This window comes from uncultured Devosia sp. (assembly GCF_964244875.1).
Classification (GTDB): Bacteria; Pseudomonadota; Alphaproteobacteria; order Rhizobiales; family Devosiaceae; genus Devosia.
Window position 1 is genome coordinate 1 of record NZ_CAXTKA010000015.1, and the last position, 17654, is coordinate 17654.

A 17654-nucleotide genomic window follows, 5' to 3' on the forward strand; every position below is an offset into this window, starting at 1 on the left:
GTGGGGGTAAGGGGGATAGAGGGGATGGATCGGGGCTGAACGAGGACCCCCACCCAACCTCCCCCTGGAAGGGGGAGGAGACCGCGACACTCGTGGGGCACGATCGAGTCCAGCCTTTGAGTTTGAACTTGATCCAGTTCCACCCACCGGGCGGCTCCTCCCCCTCCCAGGGGGAGGTTGGGTGGGGGTGCAGGGAGCCACGATGTCGCGGTGTTACGGACACCTTGCGGCCTGGGTGCATCTCGGGATGGGTACCGGCCGGCGCCGGGATGACACAGAGTGCGGGGTCGGCGTGGTGATGGAGCCACGGCATCGTACCCCTCACCCGGACCGCGTTGCGATCCGACCTCTCCCCGGAGGGGCGAGGTGAAGAAAGCAAAATCCTGACAGGACCATCTTGCGGTTGGGGCGGGAATCTCGGGATGGGTCCCCTGAGTTCACAAACGAAGTGCAACACTCTCTTAGGGGTGATGCTCAAGGTGGAGCGCCACTTGTGGGGCGGTCCAGTTCGAATGCCGGGCCGAGTCTTGATCTATTGTTGCAACGCCGCAGGCGGGCGTGACGATGGCGGTGGCCGGGGATGCCGCGTTGCGTCAATGGCTATCGGCTTCGCCAAGGACCCAATAGCCGAGGGCGCGGAGCCAGTCGGGGTTGAGGCCGCGCTGGTCCAGCAGATGCTGGCGGACGGCCTTGCTCATCGTGGCTTCGCCGGCGATGAAGGCGTAGCCGGTGCCGGGGGGCAGGGCAAGCGACTGGACGGCGTCGAGGATGAGCGTGGTGGTGCCGGCGGGGCGGCCGTTGCGGTGGACATAGGTGAGCGACAGGTCGGCCCGGGTCGTGAAGCGCTGCTCTTCGGCGAGGTTGTCGACTTCGATGACAGCGAGGATTCTGGCACCGGCAGGGAGTTCCTCGATGCGGCGGCCGAGGGCGGGCAGGGCGGTTTCGTCGCCGGCCAGCAGGTACCAGTCAAAAGTGGACGGTACGATCAGCGAGCCGCGCGGGCCGCCGATCAGGAGCGTCTGGCCGATCGCGGCCTGGGCTGCCCAGGACGAGGCGGGGCCGTCGCCGTGGAGCACGAAGTCGATTTCGAGCGTGTTGGCGGCGGCGTCGAAAGCGCGGGGCGTATAATCGCGCATCTGCGGGCGGGGATGGCCCTGGGGAAATTCGGCGCCATTGGGACCAAGCACGGGAATAACCGGAACTGCGCCGGGTTCGCCGAAAAAGCATTTGACGTGGTCGGCATGGCCCAGGGTGACGAAGCCTTCGACGTCACCCGACAGGGTGATGCGGCGCATCAGCGGGGTGACATCGGCGACACGCACCACATCGAGCAGGCGCATGCGGGTGTCGTGGCGGACGCGTTCGATGGCGGGGGAATCGGCAAGGGTGGACATGGGCGTATCCTAATATGATTATTTAAGTCAGCATTACGCCGCCCGCAGGCATCGGGCAAGGGGTGGTTGAATTGCGGCGGGGCCGGCGTATCTGTTGGCTTGGCGGTTACAGGAGGCGCGGCGATGCGCAGCGTGGTATTTGAGACTTTTGGCGTGCCCCAGGCGGTGTTGGGGGTGGCTGAGCGGGCGATGCCGGTGCCCGGACCCGGGCAGGCACTGGTGCGCATGGCGCTCTCGCCCATTCACAACCACGACCTGAGCACGATCGCGGGGCAATATGGCATCAAGCCGGCGCTGCCGGCGGTGCCCGGCACCGAAGCGGTGGGCGTGGTGGAGGCGCTGGGCGCGGGGGTGACCAATCTGGCGATCGGGCAGCGCGTGGCCGGCGGGGCGGCGCAGACCTGGGCGCAATATTACCTGGTGGAGGCGGCGCGGGCGGTGGCGGTGCCGGCCAGCGTCAGCGACGAGACGGCGTGCCAATTGGTGTCGATGCCGCTGAGCGCCAAGATGATCCTGGCCGATCTCAAGCTCACGCCGGGCGACTGGATCGTGCAGAATGCGGGCAATGGCGCGGTGGGCAAGCTGGTGGCGCGGTTCGGCGCCGAGCAGGGGATCAATGTGGTCAGCCTGGTGCGGCGCGACGCGGCAGTGGATGAACTCGAGGCTCTGGGCATTACCAATGCGGTATCGCGCGAAAGCGAGGGCTGGCAGGAACGGGTCAGGGCGTTGAGCGGGGGCATGCCGATCATCCGGGCGCTGGATTCGGTGGGCGGGGCGGCGCCGGCGGAGCTGCTGGCGGTGGTGGCGGACGGGGCCGAGCTGGTCAATTTCGGGGCCATGTCGGGCCAACCGCTCAGCATCGCACCGGCGCAATTGCTGTTTCGCGGCATCACGGTGCGCGGGTTCTGGGGCATGAAGCCCAATATTGCGCCGGAGGAGATCGGGCGCATGCTGGGCGAGTTGGTGGCGCTCGCCGCCAAGGGCGAGCTGGTCTTGCCGATCGAGGCGGCGTTCGGGCTGGAGCAGATCGGCGCTGCGGTAGCGGCCAGCGGCGAGCCGGGGCGCAAGGGCAAGATCGCCTTGCGCGCCTGAGCGTTCAGACCAGGCCGAACATCTGGTCCTGGCGCTGGCGCAGGGCGAAGAGGCGGGTGGTGGTGTCGGGCCGGCTGTTGGCGGCGGTCAGGAGCGCGCCCTTGGCTATGGGGGCGGTGACACGGCCGCCTTCGAGCAGGCCGACGGGAATGGCATGGGCGGCGCGGGCGTCGCCGATGGTCATGGTGAAGGAGCGGTAGCAGGTTTCCCCGATAGCGTCGAAGGTTTCCCCGGACCTGAGGTCGCGCTTGGCGACGGCGCAGACTTCGGCGACGGGTGTGGCCAAGGGCACCATGTCGGGCTTGCCGTAGAGCATGATACGGGCGCAGGTCAGCGGGACTTCGAGGCTGGTCAGGTGGTAGGGGCGAAAGAAGCTGTAATAGGGGCCGTGGCCGATGTGAAGGTCATCCAGGCGCTCGATGATGCGGGGATGCTCGGCCTTGACGATGACGAAGACGCCGGGGGCGACGCCCTTGCCCACGGTATAGTCGACGACGCCCATCTTGTGGAGCAGCCCGCCATCCTCGCGGGGGATCAGCACCTTGGCCATGTCGTCGCGGTCGGCCTTGGGGCCATGCATGCCGGGGACGTCGGGGACGAGGCCGGTGGCATTGGCGATGGCGCACATCTCGACCATGGTTTTGGAGCCATCGACGAACTCGACCAGCATGCGCGGGTTCATGTTGCGGCGGGCGGCTTCCTCGCGGTAGTCGTCGGGGGTGGCGTCGTGCCAGAGCGGGTTGTTCTTGCCCTTGCCGGCGGCGACGATGGGCAGGCCCAGGGCCGAGACGAACTCGATCAGCTCCATGCAGGAGGACGGCTCGTCTCCGGCGCCGACGGAATAGACGACGCCGAGGCGGTCGGCTTCCTTTTTGAGGTAGGGGCCGATGGTGACATCGGCTTCGACGTTCATCATCACCAGGTGCTTGCCGTGTTCCATGGCGAGCAGGTCGTAATCGGCAGCAACGCCGGGCTTGCCGGTGGCATCGATTACGACATCGATATTGGGGGTGGTGACCAGGGTTTCGGCGCTGGTGATGGCGATCTTGCCGGATTCGATGGCCATGGTGGCCTGGGCGGGGGTCTCAACGGTGCGGCCATGGCTTTCGTCGCCATAGGCGATGGTCATGGCGGCGAGCGCCGTGTGCGGGCGGCGGGTGGCGATGGCGGCCATTTCGATGCCGCTCATGAGCGACATTTGGGTCACCAGATCGGTGCCCATTTCGCCCGAGCCGATGACGCCGACCCGGATGGGCTTGCCGGTCTGGGCGCGGGCGGCGAGGTCGCGGGCGATGCCGGTGAGGGCGATCTGGCTGGTCATGGCGGTCAATCATCCGAACTGGGCTGGTGTTCCCCTAGCACCGGGTGGGGGCAATGGAAACATCCGGGCGCGTGGCGGCGGCCGCGCCCGGGTGCGGCAAGGGCCGGTTTCGGCGGAAAAGCCGTACCGGCTTGAGCAAACAAGGACTTCTGTGCCCGATGCTTAGCACTTCTTAAACCGTTCCATCAGACACTGTGCCCGGAGACGTCTGGCAGGGGCAGCACAGGGCAATGGTCAAGGTCGCGAAGAAAACGGTCGCCCTGCCGGCAATCGTGGATCTGGATTCGCTCGACGGCATCCGGGACGGATTGCTCGACGCGATCGAGGAAGGTGCGGTCAGCATCAATGGGGCAGGGGTGGAACGGGTGTCCACCAATGCCCTGTTCATGCTGATCAGCGCGGCGGAAACCGCGCGCAAGAACAATTTCGAATTGACGATCGACAAGCCGAGCGCAGCCCTGAGCGGCGCGATCGAGCGGCTGGGACTGGGGACCAGCTTTTTGGGAATGATGAGAGGATGACTGCTTTGCGCGTACTGACCGTGGACGATTCAAGAACCATTCTGGCAATGCTGCACCATACGCTGAGCAATGCGGGGTTCGAAGTGCTGCAGGCCGAGGACGGGCAGCAGGGACTGGACGTGCTGCGCAGCCAGAGCGTGGATGTGGTGATCACCGATATCAACATGCCGATCATGGATGGCATCGAGTTCATCAAGAACGTGCGCGCCACCGGCAATCACCAGAGCCTGCCGATCCTGATCCTGACCACCGAGACATCGCAGGACAAGCGCGACCAGGGCAAGGCCGCGGGCGGCACGGGCTGGATCGTCAAGCCGTTCGATCCGGAAAAGCTGATCTCCGTCATCCACCGCGTCGTGCACTAAAAGTGCGCGCGTGGTCGAGTGATGGCGGGCTGCAAACTGCAGTATTCTCCGCTTCCGGTGCTCACGTACCAAACGTACGCTGCGCTCCGGTTCTCGAACACCACAGTTTTCGCCTCGCCCTGACCCGACCTCACACACACTTTCCCAGCCAAGCACCCAGAAGGGTTAGCGCGCGCAGATGAGCGATCTGGACGATTTCAAAGCCACCTATTTCGACGAGTGCTCGGAGCTGTTGACCGAACTCGAGGAGCAGTTCGTCGCCATCGAGGCGGGCGAGCGCGGTGCGGACCGGCTCAACGCGGTGTTTCGCGCCATCCATTCGATCAAGGGCGGTGCCGGGGCGTTCGGATTTTCGGCGCTGGTGGGGTTTGCGCATGCCTATGAAACGCTGCTGGATTATGTGCGCGACGGGCGGATCGAACTGACCGACGAGGTCGTGACGCTGTGCATCCGTGCCAATGACATCGTGACCGACCATGTGGCGGCGGCGCGCACCGGGGAAGCGCTGCCGGCCGATTACGGCATGGATGAAAAGAACCGCTTCGATGCGCTGGCCCGTGGCGATGCCGCGGAGGGCGACGAGAGTGGCGATCCGCTGGAAGAATTCGATATCGAGTTCACCCCGGTCATGGTCAATCTCGAGGCCGTCGAAGCGGCGGGCGACGCCGAAATCGACGATAGTTTTGAAGCGATGCCGCTGGCGCCGGACAGCGGCCAGTGGGAAGTGCATTTCACCCCGCATCGGGCGCTTTACGCCAGGGCCAACGATCCGCTGCTGCTGTTCCGCGAACTGGCGGCGCTGGGCGAGATGAGCATCGTGGCGGTGCTGGACGAGATTCCGCAACTGGCCGACTTCGAGCCGTTCGCGGTCTATTGCTCGTGGGAAATCACGCTGGTGTCGCAAACGCTGACCGAAGCGATGATCCGCGAAGTGTTCGAGTTCGTCGAGGGCGATTGCGATATCGCGGTGGTTCAGCTGGGGGCGGGTGCGTCGCCCAGGCTCGAGCAGCCGGCGGCGGTGGCGGCACAGCCGGTGCCCGCGCCGGTCAACATGCTGGAACTGGCGGACGACGAGGTTGCCCACCTGCTGGATTTCGAGGTGGAGCCGGTGGTGCAGGCCGCTCCGGCTGCGGCAGCGCTGGACAGGTTCGAGGACAATCCAGCCCTCAGCTTTGCCGATATCGCCGACAGTATCGCGCCTGCGCCGATGGTGCGGGCCGCGCCTGCCGCCAAGGCGCCGATGGCGCCGCCCCCCGCGATCGAAGCAGGCGAGGATGGCGAGCGGCGCAGCCTGGGCGTGCAATCCATTCGGGTCGACCTGGACAAGGTCGACCGCGTGGTCAACATGGTAGGCGAACTGGTGATCACCCAGTCGATGCTGACCCAGCAGATGGATGAGACGCTGCGCGCCCGCTATACCGAACTGGTGCGGGGACTGGAAGTGCTGGCGCAGACGACGCGGGGGTTGCAAGACTCGGTGATGGCCATCCGCGCACAACCGGTCAAATCGGTGTTTTCGCGCATGCCGCGGCTGGTGCGCGAACTTGGGCTCAAGACGGGCAAGAAGATCAAGCTCGAAACCATCGGCGAGAACACCGAAATCGACAAGACGGTGATCGAGCAGCTGAGCGATCCGCTGACCCACATGATCCGCAATTCGGCCGATCACGGCATCGAAACGCCGGACAAGCGGCTGGCCCGGGGCAAGCCCGAAACCGGCACGATCCGGCTTTCGGCCGAGCAGGCGGGCGGCAATATCCTGATCATCGTGGAAGACGATGGAGCGGGGATCAACCGCGAGCGGGTGCTGCAGGTGGCGCGCGACAAGGGCGTGGTGGCGCCCGACGTGCAGCCGACAGAAGAGCAGATCGACCAGTTGATCTTTGCCCCCGGCTTTTCCACCGCCGAGGCGCTCAGCGACATTTCTGGGCGCGGGGTCGGCATGGACGTGGTGCTGTCCAATATCAAGAAGATCGGCGGCTCGGTGCATGTCCGCTCCTGGACCGGACGGGGCACGCGCATGACGCTGCGGCTGCCGCTGACGCTGGCGGTGCTGGACGTCATGCTGGTCAAGGTTGGCGACAGCCCCTATGTGGTGCCTTTGTCCTCGATCGTGGAAACCATCCAGTGTTCGCGCGCCAGCTTCGAGCGGGTGCCGAGCGGGGGGCAGGTGCTGCAGGTGCGTGGCGAATACGTGCAGGTGATCGATCTGGCGCAACGCTTCATGCTGGCTTCGGACATCGAGCCGGAAAACCGGTTCGTGGTGCTGTGCGAAGCCGAAGGCAGCGCCAAGGTGGCGCTGATCGTGGATGACATCATCGGCCAGCAACAGGTCGTCATCAAATCGCTGGAAGAAAATTTCGAGCGGGTCGAGGGTATTGCCGGCGGCACGATCCTGGGCGACGGCAATGTCGCGCTGATCGTGGACGTGCAGGGGCTCAAGACCAGTATCGTGCATAAAAACGCAGCCTAGGCCGAACGGCCCGGGCTTTGTCATGTGAGTACCATTAGTAACCGCGTAGCCATCCAGAACGGATGGCGGAAAGGCCTGAAGACGATGGAAGCCCTCGGCTTGAGAGACGATCTCAACGACAAGTCGGCCGCTGCCGCCCAGAATTCCCTGCAATTGATCGCCTTTTCGATCGGCGAGCAGACCTATGGGGTGGAGATCACCACGGTGCGCGAAATCCGCGCCTGGAACGGGGCCACACCACTGCCCAATACGCGCGAATTCGTGCGCGGCGTGATCAATCTGCGCGGCACCATCGTGCCGATCTTCGATCTGCGCGCCCGGTTCGGGGACGGCCAGACCACGCCGACCAAAAACCATGTCGTGGTGGTGATGAGCGTGGGCGACAAATGGGTGGGCATTCTGGTGGATGCGGTTTCGGACATCCTGACGGTGTCGCGCGATGACATCCACAATGTGCCCGAAGGCAATTCGATCGATACCGAACTGCTCAACGGCATCGTCACCCATGAAAGCCGCATGGTCGGGCTGATCGACCTGCATGCCGTAGTGTCCGGCGCGCGGATGGACAATTGATCTGGCAGCGATGCCGAAATGAAACGAGGGCGCCCGGGGGCGCCCTTTTTGTTGCGTGGGTGACAGCTCAGGGCGACGGCCAGGCCTGCATGGCGGCATGGGTCAGATCGTCCAGGGCTTTCGGGCTAGCGCCGTCGCGCGCCAGCACCGACATGCCCTGGATGACAGCGATGACCAAGGCCGCGAGCGCCCGGGTATCGAGCGTCGCGGGCAAAAGCGCGTTGGCAACGTCCTCGGCGATGCGCCGACGCAAGCGCTCCTGGATGTCGCGCCGCACTTCGGCGACGGCGTACTGCACATCGGCCGAAGCGCTCGATCCGCTGGCGGTGGCGCTGGCCAGCAGACAGCCCCGGGGGGTCGTAGTTCCGGTAAAGGCCCTTGCGGCTGCCAGCAGCATGCGCTGGGCGGCATCGCGAGCGGTGGGTGCCTCGGCAAGAGAGCGGTCCAGATCGTAGGGCGAGCCGGCATAAAGGCGCATGGCTTCTAAAAACAGCTGCTTCTTATCGCCATAGGCGGTGTAGATGCTGGGCGCGGTAATGCCCATGGCGGCGGTCAGGTCGCTGATCGAGGTGGTTTCATAGCCGGAACGCCAGAAAGCCAGCATGGCTTTTTCGAGCGCCTCGTCCCGATCGAAGGACAGGGGACGGCCGGTTTTGCGGAATTTGCCAGAGTGGTTTTCCATAGTGATCGTTATTAAACGCATTGACCCCGGCCGGCAAGTGCCGTAACCGTTTCGTATCAATCATTATGGAAGTCTCCTGATATGTCCCTGACCGATTTTCGAACTCTTGGCCGTTCGGGCCTGGTCGTCAGCCCGCTGTGCCTTGGCGTGATGACGTTTGGCCAGGGCGCATGGGGCACCGACGCGGCCGGTTCGCGTGCGATTTTCGATGCCTATCGCGGGGCGGGCGGCAATTTCGTGGACACCGCTGACATCTATTCGGGTGGCGCTAGCGAAGAGCTGGTGGGCGGGTTCATCAAGGACAGCGGCGCGCGCGACGAGATCGTGCTGGCCACCAAATTCGCCTTCAACGGCTCGGCCAGTCCGCTCGCGGCACATCAGGCCGGGCGGGGCAATCCCAATGCGGGCGGCGCCGGCGCCAAGAATATCCACCGCGCCATCGAGGCATCGCTTAAGCGGCTGGGAACCGACTACATCGATCTCTACTGGATGCACATATGGGACGGGGTGACCCCGGTCGAGGAGATCGTGCAAACCCTTGGCGATCTGGTGCGGGCAGGCAAGATCCGCTATTTCGGATTTTCGGACATGCCGGCCTGGGTGGCGATGAAGGCGGCGACGATCGCTTCGGAGCGGCGGGTGCCCGGCCCCATCGCCATGCAGCTGGAATATTCGCTGGTGGCACGCGACGTGGAAGCCGAACACCTGCCGGTCGCGCGGGAGGCGGGCATGGGCGTGATGCCCTGGAGCCCGCTGGCGGGCGGTTTTCTCAGCGGCAAATACCGGCGGGAGGATACCAGCGGCACCGGTCGGTTGAGCGGGGCCAATCCATTTGGCGACAGCAAGTTCACCGACCGCAACTGGGCCATTGTGGAGGTCTTGCGCACCGTGGCGGGAGAGGTGGAGCGTCCGGTGGCCGAAGTGGCACTGGCATGGGCGATCGCCCGGCCGGGCATTTCGTCAACGCTGATCGGGGCCAGTAAATTGTCCCAGATCGAAAGCAATATCGCCGCGACGGACTTAAAGCTGAGTGCCGATCAAAGCGATCGGCTGAACGCGGCCAGCGTGCCAGTGGCAGGGTTCAGCGCGAGCCTGGCCAGCCCGGCAATCCGGCAGATGGTGTTTGGCGGCAATACGGTGAGGGGATGGGGCGAGTAGCGCTGCTAGAACAGTTCGGCTTCGCCATGGCTGGAATGGGCGGCAATGCCGGACAGGGCGGGGACGCGCAATTCGTCAAGGGTCAGGTTGGACCAGATTTCATCGTAGATGGAGTCGGGTGCAGTGGGCGGCAACAGGGCGAACTGGCGCACGGCCAGCGCCATGTTGTGGCAGCGCTGCTCGATCCGGTCCTGGCCCTGTAGCGCGGTGACGATCATCTGCACCGCCATGCGCACATCGGCCTGGCGATCGGCGGCGACCTCGCTGAGGATTTCAAGCGCTTCGCTGATGCCTTCGACCATTCCGGCGGTCTGGCGCGCCGTCTCGTCAAGTTCACGCGCAAGTTTCTGCAGTGACATCAGTCTATTCCTAGCCGCCGATGCGAGCAGACTAGCCCAGCATTTCTAAAGCTCTTCTTGCTTGATGATGCCAGACGGCAAAGCTTCGTCGGCGTGGTTAGCAATTGGATAACACGTTGCCGGTACGATCAACCCATTAGCGCCTGGGACGTCGACGGGGTGACGCCCTCGGGTCCGGAACGGGTTGAGCTAGAGTTGTCGTTTGCCGCCGGGATTGGCGCGTTGGAGTTCGATAGTATCTCATGGCGATGGCCCATTCTTTGCCGCCCGAATTCGACCGCGGGGTGGTTACCACGGTGCACCAAGGCGATTGTCATACGTCCAATGTCGCCGACCTGACGTTTTCGACGGTGCTCGGGTCGTGTATTTCGGCCTGCGTGCGCGACCGTGTCGCCAATGTGGGGGGCATGAACCATTTTCTGCTGGCCGAGCAATCGGGCTCGTCAAAGGACCGCTATGGCGCTTCGGCGCGCTATGGCGCCTTTGCCATGGAGCAATTGATCAACAAGGTGCTGAGCCAGGGGACCGGGCGCAAGTCGAACCTGGAAATCAAGGTGTTCGGCGGCGGCAAGATCAACGCGGCGCTGGACGATGTGGGCGCCAAGAACATTGAATTCGTGCGCGAGTTCCTGGCGGCCGAAGGCTACGGGCTGGCAAACGAGGACCTGGGGGGCAATTATGCGCGGCGGGTGCTGTTCAAGCCGCATTCCGGGCGTGCCTTCGTCAAGCGGCTCGACAGCGATGCGGGGGCAAGCGTGGCGCGTGAAGAAGTGGTGATCGCATCGCGCCGCGCGGTCGTGGTGCCCGCGCACGACGATATCGAATTGTTCTGACGCCGGTTCGCCGGGCGTTCGCCAAGCCGCTTGCGCTTATCGGCGCAGGCGGGTTTTCGCGTTCGGCATGACGGATTTGCGACGTTTCAAAGCGAGACAATATTGGCGGCCCGGGTAAGGCGGGAGCAATCAAGATTAGCCAAGTCTTAGCTGCGCAGTTTTGCCTAGAGACTTGATTAACCATTCCTGCAGTAAGGTTTAGCAGTGATGAACACCTTGCGCTGATTTGCGGAAACCGCCTGCCATGCTGCATATGCGCCTCGCGCTGATCGCTGCCGGTTTGTGGCTCGCGGCCGTCTTCACGGCAGGCGGCATGCTGCTGGGCTTTGGCGCGGGCGCCGGCTCGCTGATCGTTGCCGGGGGCCTGGTGGCGATGGCGGCGACCGGCACGCTGTTTGCCGGACTGCAAGCCGATCGCGCCCATGACGCCGTGCTGGTCAATGTGGCGCAGGCGGCGGGGCTGTGCGACAGGCCGGGGGAAGTGTTCAGCATTGCCTCGATCCTCGAGCGGCTGGGCAGGCGGCTGGAGCGGGCGCACCATTTCAAGGCGGCGATCGGCGCCATGGGGCAGAACGTCATGCTGATCAACGAGGCGGGCGTGATTCTGGCCGCGAGCGCGGGCATGGCGCGCATCGCGCCGCGGGTCGTGGACGGGGCCAATCTCGATGCGTTGTTCGGCGCGGGATATCTGGCGGCAGGCGGCGGGGCACCCCAGGAAGCCATGCTGATGCTGGCGGGAACGCGCTATCGCGTGCTGCGCGTGGGGATCGCCGCATCGCGCTACCTGCTCGAACTGCAGCCGGCCGGCGGCTATATCGAGGATGACGACATGGATGCGTTCGTGGGCGCGCTGGCGAGCGGGCAGACCGGATTTCGCTTCGAGGCGGACGTGGCGGCGCTCAACCCGGCGCTGGCGGCCCTCAATGGCGGCATGGAAGCGGTGGATGCGGGCCTGCGCGAATTCGATCGACTGTTGAGCGGGGAGATGGCTCCTGGCGACCTCGTGGGTGGGGCGTTCAGCCGGCAGTCGCGCGGGCTGGCCGAGCTGTTGGCGGCGGTCGAAACCCAATTGGTGGAGGAAGCCAGCGGGCGGCACGGGCTGGAGCAGAAATTCAGCGCGGTGGCGCAACTGGTCGACCGGTTCCAGAACCAGGCCGCCCATTTGAGCCAGGTCGCGTCCCAGACCCAGGCCGATGCCCTGGCGGCTGGTACCGCCTTGCAGCGCGGCGGGCGCGAGGCGCGGCAGGTGCGCAGCCGGGGCCAGGATGCGCGTAACCTGGTGGGCGTGGCGGAGCTGGCGGCGCGGCGCTCCCATGCGGCGATGGCCGATATCGACACCATGACGCGCGAGATCGACACCATGGTGGCCACGATCGAGGAGGTGTCGTTTCGCACCAACCTTCTGGCGCTGAACGCAGCGGTGGAAGCGGCACGGGCGGGCGAGAAGGGGGCAGGGTTCGCCGTGGTCGCCGAAGAGGTGCGCATGCTGGCCCAAATGACCAATCGCAGCGCCAAGGATATCCGCGCCGTGGTCAGCCGCGGGCGGGCACAAACGGGCGCCGGTGTGGACCAAGCGCAATCGCTGCAAAAAATGATCGGGGAACTGGACAACCATTTACGCAATCTAAGTGATGAAGCGGACACTATCGTTGCCACACTGGACGAAGGCGGGGAGACGCTGAAGCGGCTCACCGGGCGGATGGAGGCGGTCAGCGACGCGGCGGTGGGGCGAACCCAGCGCGCTGCCCAGCGCCGGATCGATACGGCGGCCTAGCACTTGCCCGGCGCGCAACATGGGGTAAACGGTATGGAAGCGGGCGAAATTGCCTTAAGCGAGCGCGAGTTCTCGCGCATCAAGGCACGCGTCTATCAGGTCGCGGGCATTTCGCTCAGCGATGCCAAGCGCACGCTGGTCATTTCGCGGCTGTCCAAGATCGTGCGGGCCTTGGGGCTGGCCGGGTTCGACGATTACGTCGATTACCTGGAACGCGGCGGCTCGGCCGAGGACGGGCAGAATTTCGTCAATGCGCTGACCACCAACCTGACGCGGTTCTACCGCGAGGATCACCATTTCGAACATTTGCGCCGCTATGTCGGCACGCTGATCGCGGGCAAGCCGCGCGGCACGCGGCTGCGCATCTGGTCGGCGGCGTGCTCGACGGGGCAGGAACCCTATACGGTGGGCATGGACCTGTTGGCGGCATTTCCGGAGTTGCGGCGCTGGGACTTCAAGATCCTGGGCACCGATATCGACACGGCCGTGTTGCGCAAGGCGGCGCTGGGCGTTTATCCGGAGTCCGAACTGTCGGGGCTGGCGCCGGAGCGCGCACGGCTGTTGGACAGACGCGGGGACGGGCAGATCGAGGTCAGCGCAGCGGTGCGCGAACTGGTCTCGTTCAAGCCGCTCAACCTGATCACGGCCTGGCCGATGAAGGGGCCGTTCGACGCGATCTTCTGCCGCAACGTGGCGATCTATTTCGACAAGCCGACGCAGGGGCAGATGTTCGGCCGGTTTGCGAGCCTTTTGGCGCCGGAAGGGTTTTTGTATATCGGGCATTCGGAAAATCTGGGCTCGGGCGGCGACGGCTTCAAGCTGGTCGGCAAGACGATCTATCAATCCAAGCTCAAATCGAACAAGCGAGAAGCTGCATGAGTATCAAGGTCCTGGTCGTCGACGATTCAGCCCTGATCCGCGAAGTGTTGGCGCGCATGCTGGTGCGGGACGGCGATATCGCGGTGGTGGGCACGGCGGTCGATCCCATCGAAGCGCGCGAGAAGATCAAGACGCTCAACCCGGACGTGGTGACGCTCGATATCGAAATGCCCAACATGAACGGGCTGCAGTTCCTGGAAAAGCTGATGCGGCTGCGCCCGACGCCGGTGGTGATGGTCTCGACGCTGACACGCAAGGGCGCGAGCGAAACACTGCTGGCACTGGAACTGGGTGCGGTGGATTTCGTGGCCAAGCCGAGCGTGGAAATGGATGGCGGGCTCGAAGCGTTCGGCGCCGGGCTGCGCGACAAAATCCGCGCGGCGGCCCGATCCGATGTCAGGGGCCGGGCCGACCGGGTGGACACGGCCAAGGTGGCGGTACGCACGGCGGCGGCGCCCGAGGGAGCGTTGATCGCCATTGGCGCTTCGACCGGCGGGGTGGAGGCGATCCGCGCCGTCTTGATCAATATGCCGACCGATTGCCCGCCGATCGTGATCGCCCAGCACATGCCGGCAGGCTTCACCAACCGGTTTGCCGCACGGCTCGATGAATTGTGCCAGATCACGGTACTGGAAGCCGAAGACCGCATGCCGCTGCTGGCGGGACATGCCTATGTGGCGCGGGGTGATTACCACTTGCGCGTCGAGCGCAGTTCGGGGCAGCTCAAGGGTCGCCTCAGCCATGACGAGCTGGCCAGCGGGCACCGCCCGAGCGTGGACGTGCTGTTTGAATCGGTGGCCGCGAGCGTGGGGCCGATGGCGGTGGGGGCGATCCTGACCGGGATGGGCCGCGACGGGGCACGCGGGCTCAAGCTGATGCGCGACGCGGGGGCCTACACGGTGGGCCAGAACCAGGCGACGTCGCTGGTCTACGGCATGCCACGCGTGGCGTTCGAGGAGGACGCGGTGGTCGAGCAGGCGCCGCTCGACGGGATCGCCGCGCGACTGGCCAATGCGTTGGTACGGCTCAAAAAGGCGGCATGAAGCGGACCGGTCGCAATGCGGGCGGCCGATTGATAGATTTGTAACGCTTGTTGCCTAGTGTTGAGCGCGATGGGGACGCCAACACTCTGGGCTCGGAAAGTGAACTGAACAATGCCAAAGGCGAGCGCCGTCAGCGTCCTGATCGTGGATGACCAGCAGTCGATGCGCGGGATATGCAAGTATATCCTGACCCAATTGGGTTTCAAGGACATCATCGAGGCCAAGAGCGGGCGCGACGCGCTGGGCAAGCTGGAAAAATCCAATGTCGACCTGATCATTTCCGACTGGAACATGGAAGATATCGACGGGCTGACGCTGCTCAAGGTGATCCGCAAGCATCCGCGCACGCAAGGCATGCCGTTCATCATGGCGACCGGCCGATCCGACAAGGAACAGGTCAAGGAAGCCATTTCCTTCGGGGTGAACAACTACATCATCAAGCCCTTCGATCTGTCGACGATGAAGAAGCGGATCGAGGCCGTGATCGGCGCGCTGTCCTGAGCGAGCATCCGTAACATCCGCCCATAGTTGTCATCGGCCGCGATTGCGCGCCTGTTGATGGGCCTTGCGCCATGATCCTTCGCGTAACGCCATGGGCGTTCTGTTTATCATAAGGCGGCGCATCGGGTCTCGAAAACCACGGCATCTGACCCTGGCCTGGCGGTACCAAACGGTCTTTGCAGCGCCGGTTATGAGATCGTGCCGACCTGTGACCGGATCGCAGCTGATCGGTCCAGGCTATTCGGCGGCCTGGATCAGCATCGGGGCGGCATCGGGGTCTTGCAGGGCGAAGATGTCGACGACGCGGTCGAGTTCGCTGGCCTGGGCCTCGGTCTGTTCGAGCGCGGCGTTGATCTGTTCCACGAGCGCGGCATTGTGCTGGGTCATTTCGTCGAGCACGCGCATGGCGGTGTTGACCTCGTCGATGGAGGTCGCCTGTTCGTGGCTCTGGCGGGCGATCACGTCCATCAGGGCGTTGTTCTGGCGGGCGGCCTCGAGCATGTCGGACAGCTTGGTGGCCGCATCGACCACCAACCGGCTGCCGCCGGTGACTTCGCTGGCGCTCTGGTCGATCAGCTCCTTAATGTCGTGGGAGGCGTTGGCGGCGGATTGGGCCAGGCGGCGAACTTCCACGGCCACGACGGCAAAACCCTTGCCGGCTTCCCCGGCGCGGGCGGCTTCGACCGAGGCGTTGAGCGCCAGCAGGTTGGTCTGGAAGGCAATATCGTCGATCAGCCCGATGATGTTGGAAATCTTGCCCGAGGACTGGGTGATGCGCTCCATAGCCTGCGTCGCCTGGTGCATGACGGCGCCGCCTTCCTCGGCGGTGCGGGTAACGGCGCTGGCATTGACCGAAGCGTCGCGGGCCTTCTGCACATTGGTGGCCACGGTGCCCGCCAGGAGCTGCATCGCGGCGCTGGTCTGCTCGATGGTCGCGGCCTGCTTGTTGGTGCGCTCGCTGAGGTCGTTGGAGCCCAGAACGATTTCCTGGGTGGCGGTCTTGAGCGAGCGGGAGGTGTTCTTGAGCTGGCTCACCACCCCCGTCAGGGTCTCGGCGACGGCATTGGTATCGGCTTTGAGTTTGGCGAAGGCACCTTCATAGCTGCCCTGCATGCGCTTGGTCAGGTCGGTATTGGCCAGGGCCTCGAGCACGATGCCGGTTTCATTCACGCCGCGATCGACGGTGTGCACCAGGGTATTGACGGAGCCGGCCAGTTGATTGAGCACCTCGTCGGGAAAGTGGGCTTCGACGCGACGCGAGAAGTCGCCGGCGATGGCAGCGTCCACCACGGCGCCAAAGGCGTTCTGGAGGTCATGCATCATCTCGATGCGCTCGATGCGGTTGGATTGCTCGGCGGCAACCTGTTCGGCATTGAGCTCGACCACGCGGCTGGAATTCTGCCGAAACACCTCAACGGCGCGCGACATGGCGCCCAACTCGTCCTTGCGGCGGGCGCCCTCGACGGCCACTTCCAGATCGCCGCCGGCCAGGGCGTCCATGGAGCGGGTCAGGCGGGTGATGGGACGCGACAGCGAGCGTGAGAATACCATGCCCAGCCCCGCGGCAAGGAGCAGCAAGACCCCGCCGATGATCAGGATCAGATTGCGCATGGCCACGACCGGCGCCAGCACTTCGGACTGGTTCTGGACCGCCGCCACGACCCATTGCACGCCATAGACGCTGGTGGGCACAGCCATGACGGCGGTCTGGTAGCCCCGGAAATTGGGAATGATGCCGCTGGCGGCAGTTCCGGCGAGGGCGGCATCGAAAGTGGGATCGCCCTTGACCGAGGAGACCAGCACGTCGCTGGCCATGGAATAGCGCGACTGGGTCCGCATCAAGCCGTCGGCACCCACGATCAGGGCCTCCCCGGTGCGGCCCAGGCCCTTGATTGTTGCCATCTGGGCGGTGAAGGTCTTTGCCGGCAGGCCAAAAGCCAGCACGCCCACCAGGGTCGTGCCATCATAGACGGGCGTGGCAAGGAAGCTTTCGGCCACCTTACCATTGGCGGCGTAAAGCGAGAAATCGACGAAGCCGACGGTCCCGGCCGAGGCGGAGCGGGCGGCACGATAGGCCTCGCCCAGCCCGCTATCGGCGAGCGGATTGCTGGCTGGATCGGCAAAACCGGTAGCGAAATCATCGTTCTTTTGCACCGAATAGACCAGGAGCCCATCGGCATTGAACAGGAACACGTCGGCATAATCGCGCGCCGTCATCATGGCGCGCCATTCGGGATGGATCAGGCGATGCGCGTCGTCATAAGCGCCCACCGTGGTGCCGGCGGCATCGGTCGCCTGCCGCTTGCCCTTGGGATTGGGATCGTTATCGACGAAGGCGGCGTGGACGAGGGCGGCTCCGTCGCCCTGGGCGTCGAGCGCACCATAGGCCGCGCTCATGGCGGCAATGGCGGCGATGGTTTCGCGGCGCGACGCCAGCAGCTTGAGATCGGTGGAGACCGACTTGATGTAGTCCTGGACCCGGCCGATGCCCGACTGGACCGAGGCCTCGAAATTCTGCTGACGCTGCATGTCCACCGTTTGCAGGCCCACCCCATAGGCGACCACCCCGATGCCCAATCCGACCAGCAGTGCCGAGCCGACGATGACCAGCGGCAGCTTGTGGGCAATCTTGAGTCCGGGCAGCGTGATCATGGGCAGCGTCCTTCAGCCGCAACGCGCGTCCATC

General features: G+C 64.7%; 16 protein-coding genes. 11 read left to right on the plus strand and 5 right to left on the minus strand.

Annotated elements, in window-relative coordinates; genetic code table 11:
• Window positions 1–593: 593 nt before the first annotated feature.
• Window positions 594–1394 carry a siderophore-interacting protein gene (locus ACFE8X_RS15420; RefSeq protein WP_375452383.1) on the minus strand — a complete coding sequence of 267 codons (801 nt, stop codon included), beginning with the start codon at window positions 1392–1394 and terminating at the stop codon, window positions 594–596.
• A 123-nt stretch (window positions 1395–1517) separates the two neighbouring features.
• Between ACFE8X_RS15420 and ACFE8X_RS15425 the strand changes: the two genes are divergently transcribed.
• Complete coding sequence (locus tag ACFE8X_RS15425; RefSeq protein ID WP_375452384.1) at window positions 1518–2486, plus strand: zinc-binding dehydrogenase; 969 nt, start codon at window positions 1518–1520, stop codon at window positions 2484–2486.
• A gap of 4 nt (window positions 2487–2490) precedes the next feature.
• Here the strand turns inward: ACFE8X_RS15425 and ACFE8X_RS15430 are convergent, their stop codons facing one another.
• Window positions 2491–3807 carry an NAD(P)H-dependent oxidoreductase gene (locus tag ACFE8X_RS15430; RefSeq protein WP_375452385.1) on the minus strand — a complete coding sequence of 439 codons (1317 nt, stop codon included), beginning with the start codon at window positions 3805–3807 and terminating at the stop codon, window positions 2491–2493.
• Between the two features lie 230 nt (window positions 3808–4037).
• On the opposite strand from ACFE8X_RS15430, the gene ACFE8X_RS15435 reads away from it, so the two are divergent.
• The 4 genes from ACFE8X_RS15435 to ACFE8X_RS15450 all read left to right on the plus strand — a co-directional run bounded on the left by ACFE8X_RS15435 (window position 4038) and on the right by ACFE8X_RS15450 (window position 7739).
• Window positions 4038–4328, plus strand: a complete 291-nt coding sequence (locus ACFE8X_RS15435) for an STAS domain-containing protein (protein WP_375452386.1) — start codon at window positions 4038–4040, stop codon at window positions 4326–4328.
• Complete coding sequence (locus ACFE8X_RS15440) at window positions 4325–4693, plus strand: response regulator (RefSeq protein WP_375452387.1); 369 nt, start codon at window positions 4325–4327, stop codon at window positions 4691–4693. Before ACFE8X_RS15435 ends, ACFE8X_RS15440 begins: the two co-directional genes overlap by 4 nt.
• Window positions 4694–4871: 178 nt before the next feature.
• Entirely contained in the window at window positions 4872–7166 is a 2295-nt protein-coding gene (locus ACFE8X_RS15445; protein WP_375452388.1) for a chemotaxis protein CheA, read from the plus strand.
• Between the two features lie 99 nt (window positions 7167–7265).
• On the plus strand, window positions 7266–7739 hold the full coding sequence (locus ACFE8X_RS15450; protein ID WP_375452389.1) for a chemotaxis protein CheW: 474 nt from the start codon (window positions 7266–7268) through the stop codon (window positions 7737–7739).
• Window positions 7740–7806: 67 nt separating this feature from the next.
• Here the strand turns inward: ACFE8X_RS15450 and ACFE8X_RS15455 are convergent, their stop codons facing one another.
• Window positions 7807–8421 carry a TetR/AcrR family transcriptional regulator gene (locus tag ACFE8X_RS15455; protein ID WP_375452390.1) on the minus strand — a complete coding sequence of 205 codons (615 nt, stop codon included), beginning with the start codon at window positions 8419–8421 and terminating at the stop codon, window positions 7807–7809.
• Window positions 8422–8502: 81 nt separating this feature from the next.
• Between ACFE8X_RS15455 and ACFE8X_RS15460 the strand changes: the two genes are divergently transcribed.
• Complete coding sequence (locus tag ACFE8X_RS15460; RefSeq protein WP_375452391.1) at window positions 8503–9579, plus strand: aldo/keto reductase; 1077 nt, start codon at window positions 8503–8505, stop codon at window positions 9577–9579.
• Between the two features lie 5 nt (window positions 9580–9584).
• Here the strand turns inward: ACFE8X_RS15460 and ACFE8X_RS15465 are convergent, their stop codons facing one another.
• Entirely contained in the window at window positions 9585–9938 is a 354-nt protein-coding gene (locus ACFE8X_RS15465; protein ID WP_375452392.1) for a hypothetical protein, read from the minus strand.
• Window positions 9939–10180: 242 nt separating this feature from the next.
• Between ACFE8X_RS15465 and ACFE8X_RS15470 the strand changes: the two genes are divergently transcribed.
• The 5 genes from ACFE8X_RS15470 to ACFE8X_RS15490 all read left to right on the plus strand — a co-directional run bounded on the left by ACFE8X_RS15470 (window position 10181) and on the right by ACFE8X_RS15490 (window position 14968).
• Window positions 10181–10771: a chemotaxis protein CheD gene (locus ACFE8X_RS15470; RefSeq protein ID WP_375452393.1), complete on the plus strand. Its 591-nt coding sequence runs from the start codon at window positions 10181–10183 to the stop codon at window positions 10769–10771.
• Between the two features lie 244 nt (window positions 10772–11015).
• Window positions 11016–12545, plus strand: a complete 1530-nt coding sequence (locus ACFE8X_RS15475; RefSeq protein WP_375452394.1) for a methyl-accepting chemotaxis protein — start codon at window positions 11016–11018, stop codon at window positions 12543–12545.
• 33 nt (window positions 12546–12578) lie between these two features.
• Window positions 12579–13424 carry a CheR family methyltransferase gene (locus ACFE8X_RS15480; RefSeq protein WP_375452395.1) on the plus strand — a complete coding sequence of 282 codons (846 nt, stop codon included), beginning with the start codon at window positions 12579–12581 and terminating at the stop codon, window positions 13422–13424.
• Window positions 13421–14467: a chemotaxis response regulator protein-glutamate methylesterase gene (locus tag ACFE8X_RS15485; RefSeq protein WP_375452396.1), complete on the plus strand. Its 1047-nt coding sequence runs from the start codon at window positions 13421–13423 to the stop codon at window positions 14465–14467. The genes ACFE8X_RS15480 and ACFE8X_RS15485 overlap by 4 nt, the downstream gene beginning before the upstream one ends.
• 111 nt (window positions 14468–14578) lie before the next feature.
• Window positions 14579–14968, plus strand: a complete 390-nt coding sequence (locus tag ACFE8X_RS15490) for a response regulator (protein ID WP_375452397.1) — start codon at window positions 14579–14581, stop codon at window positions 14966–14968.
• Window positions 14969–15205: 237 nt separating this feature from the next.
• On the opposite strand, the gene ACFE8X_RS15495 is transcribed toward ACFE8X_RS15490, so the two are convergent.
• Window positions 15206–17620, minus strand: a complete 2415-nt coding sequence (locus ACFE8X_RS15495; RefSeq protein ID WP_375452398.1) for a methyl-accepting chemotaxis protein — start codon at window positions 17618–17620, stop codon at window positions 15206–15208.
• Window positions 17621–17654 lie beyond the last annotated feature (34 nt).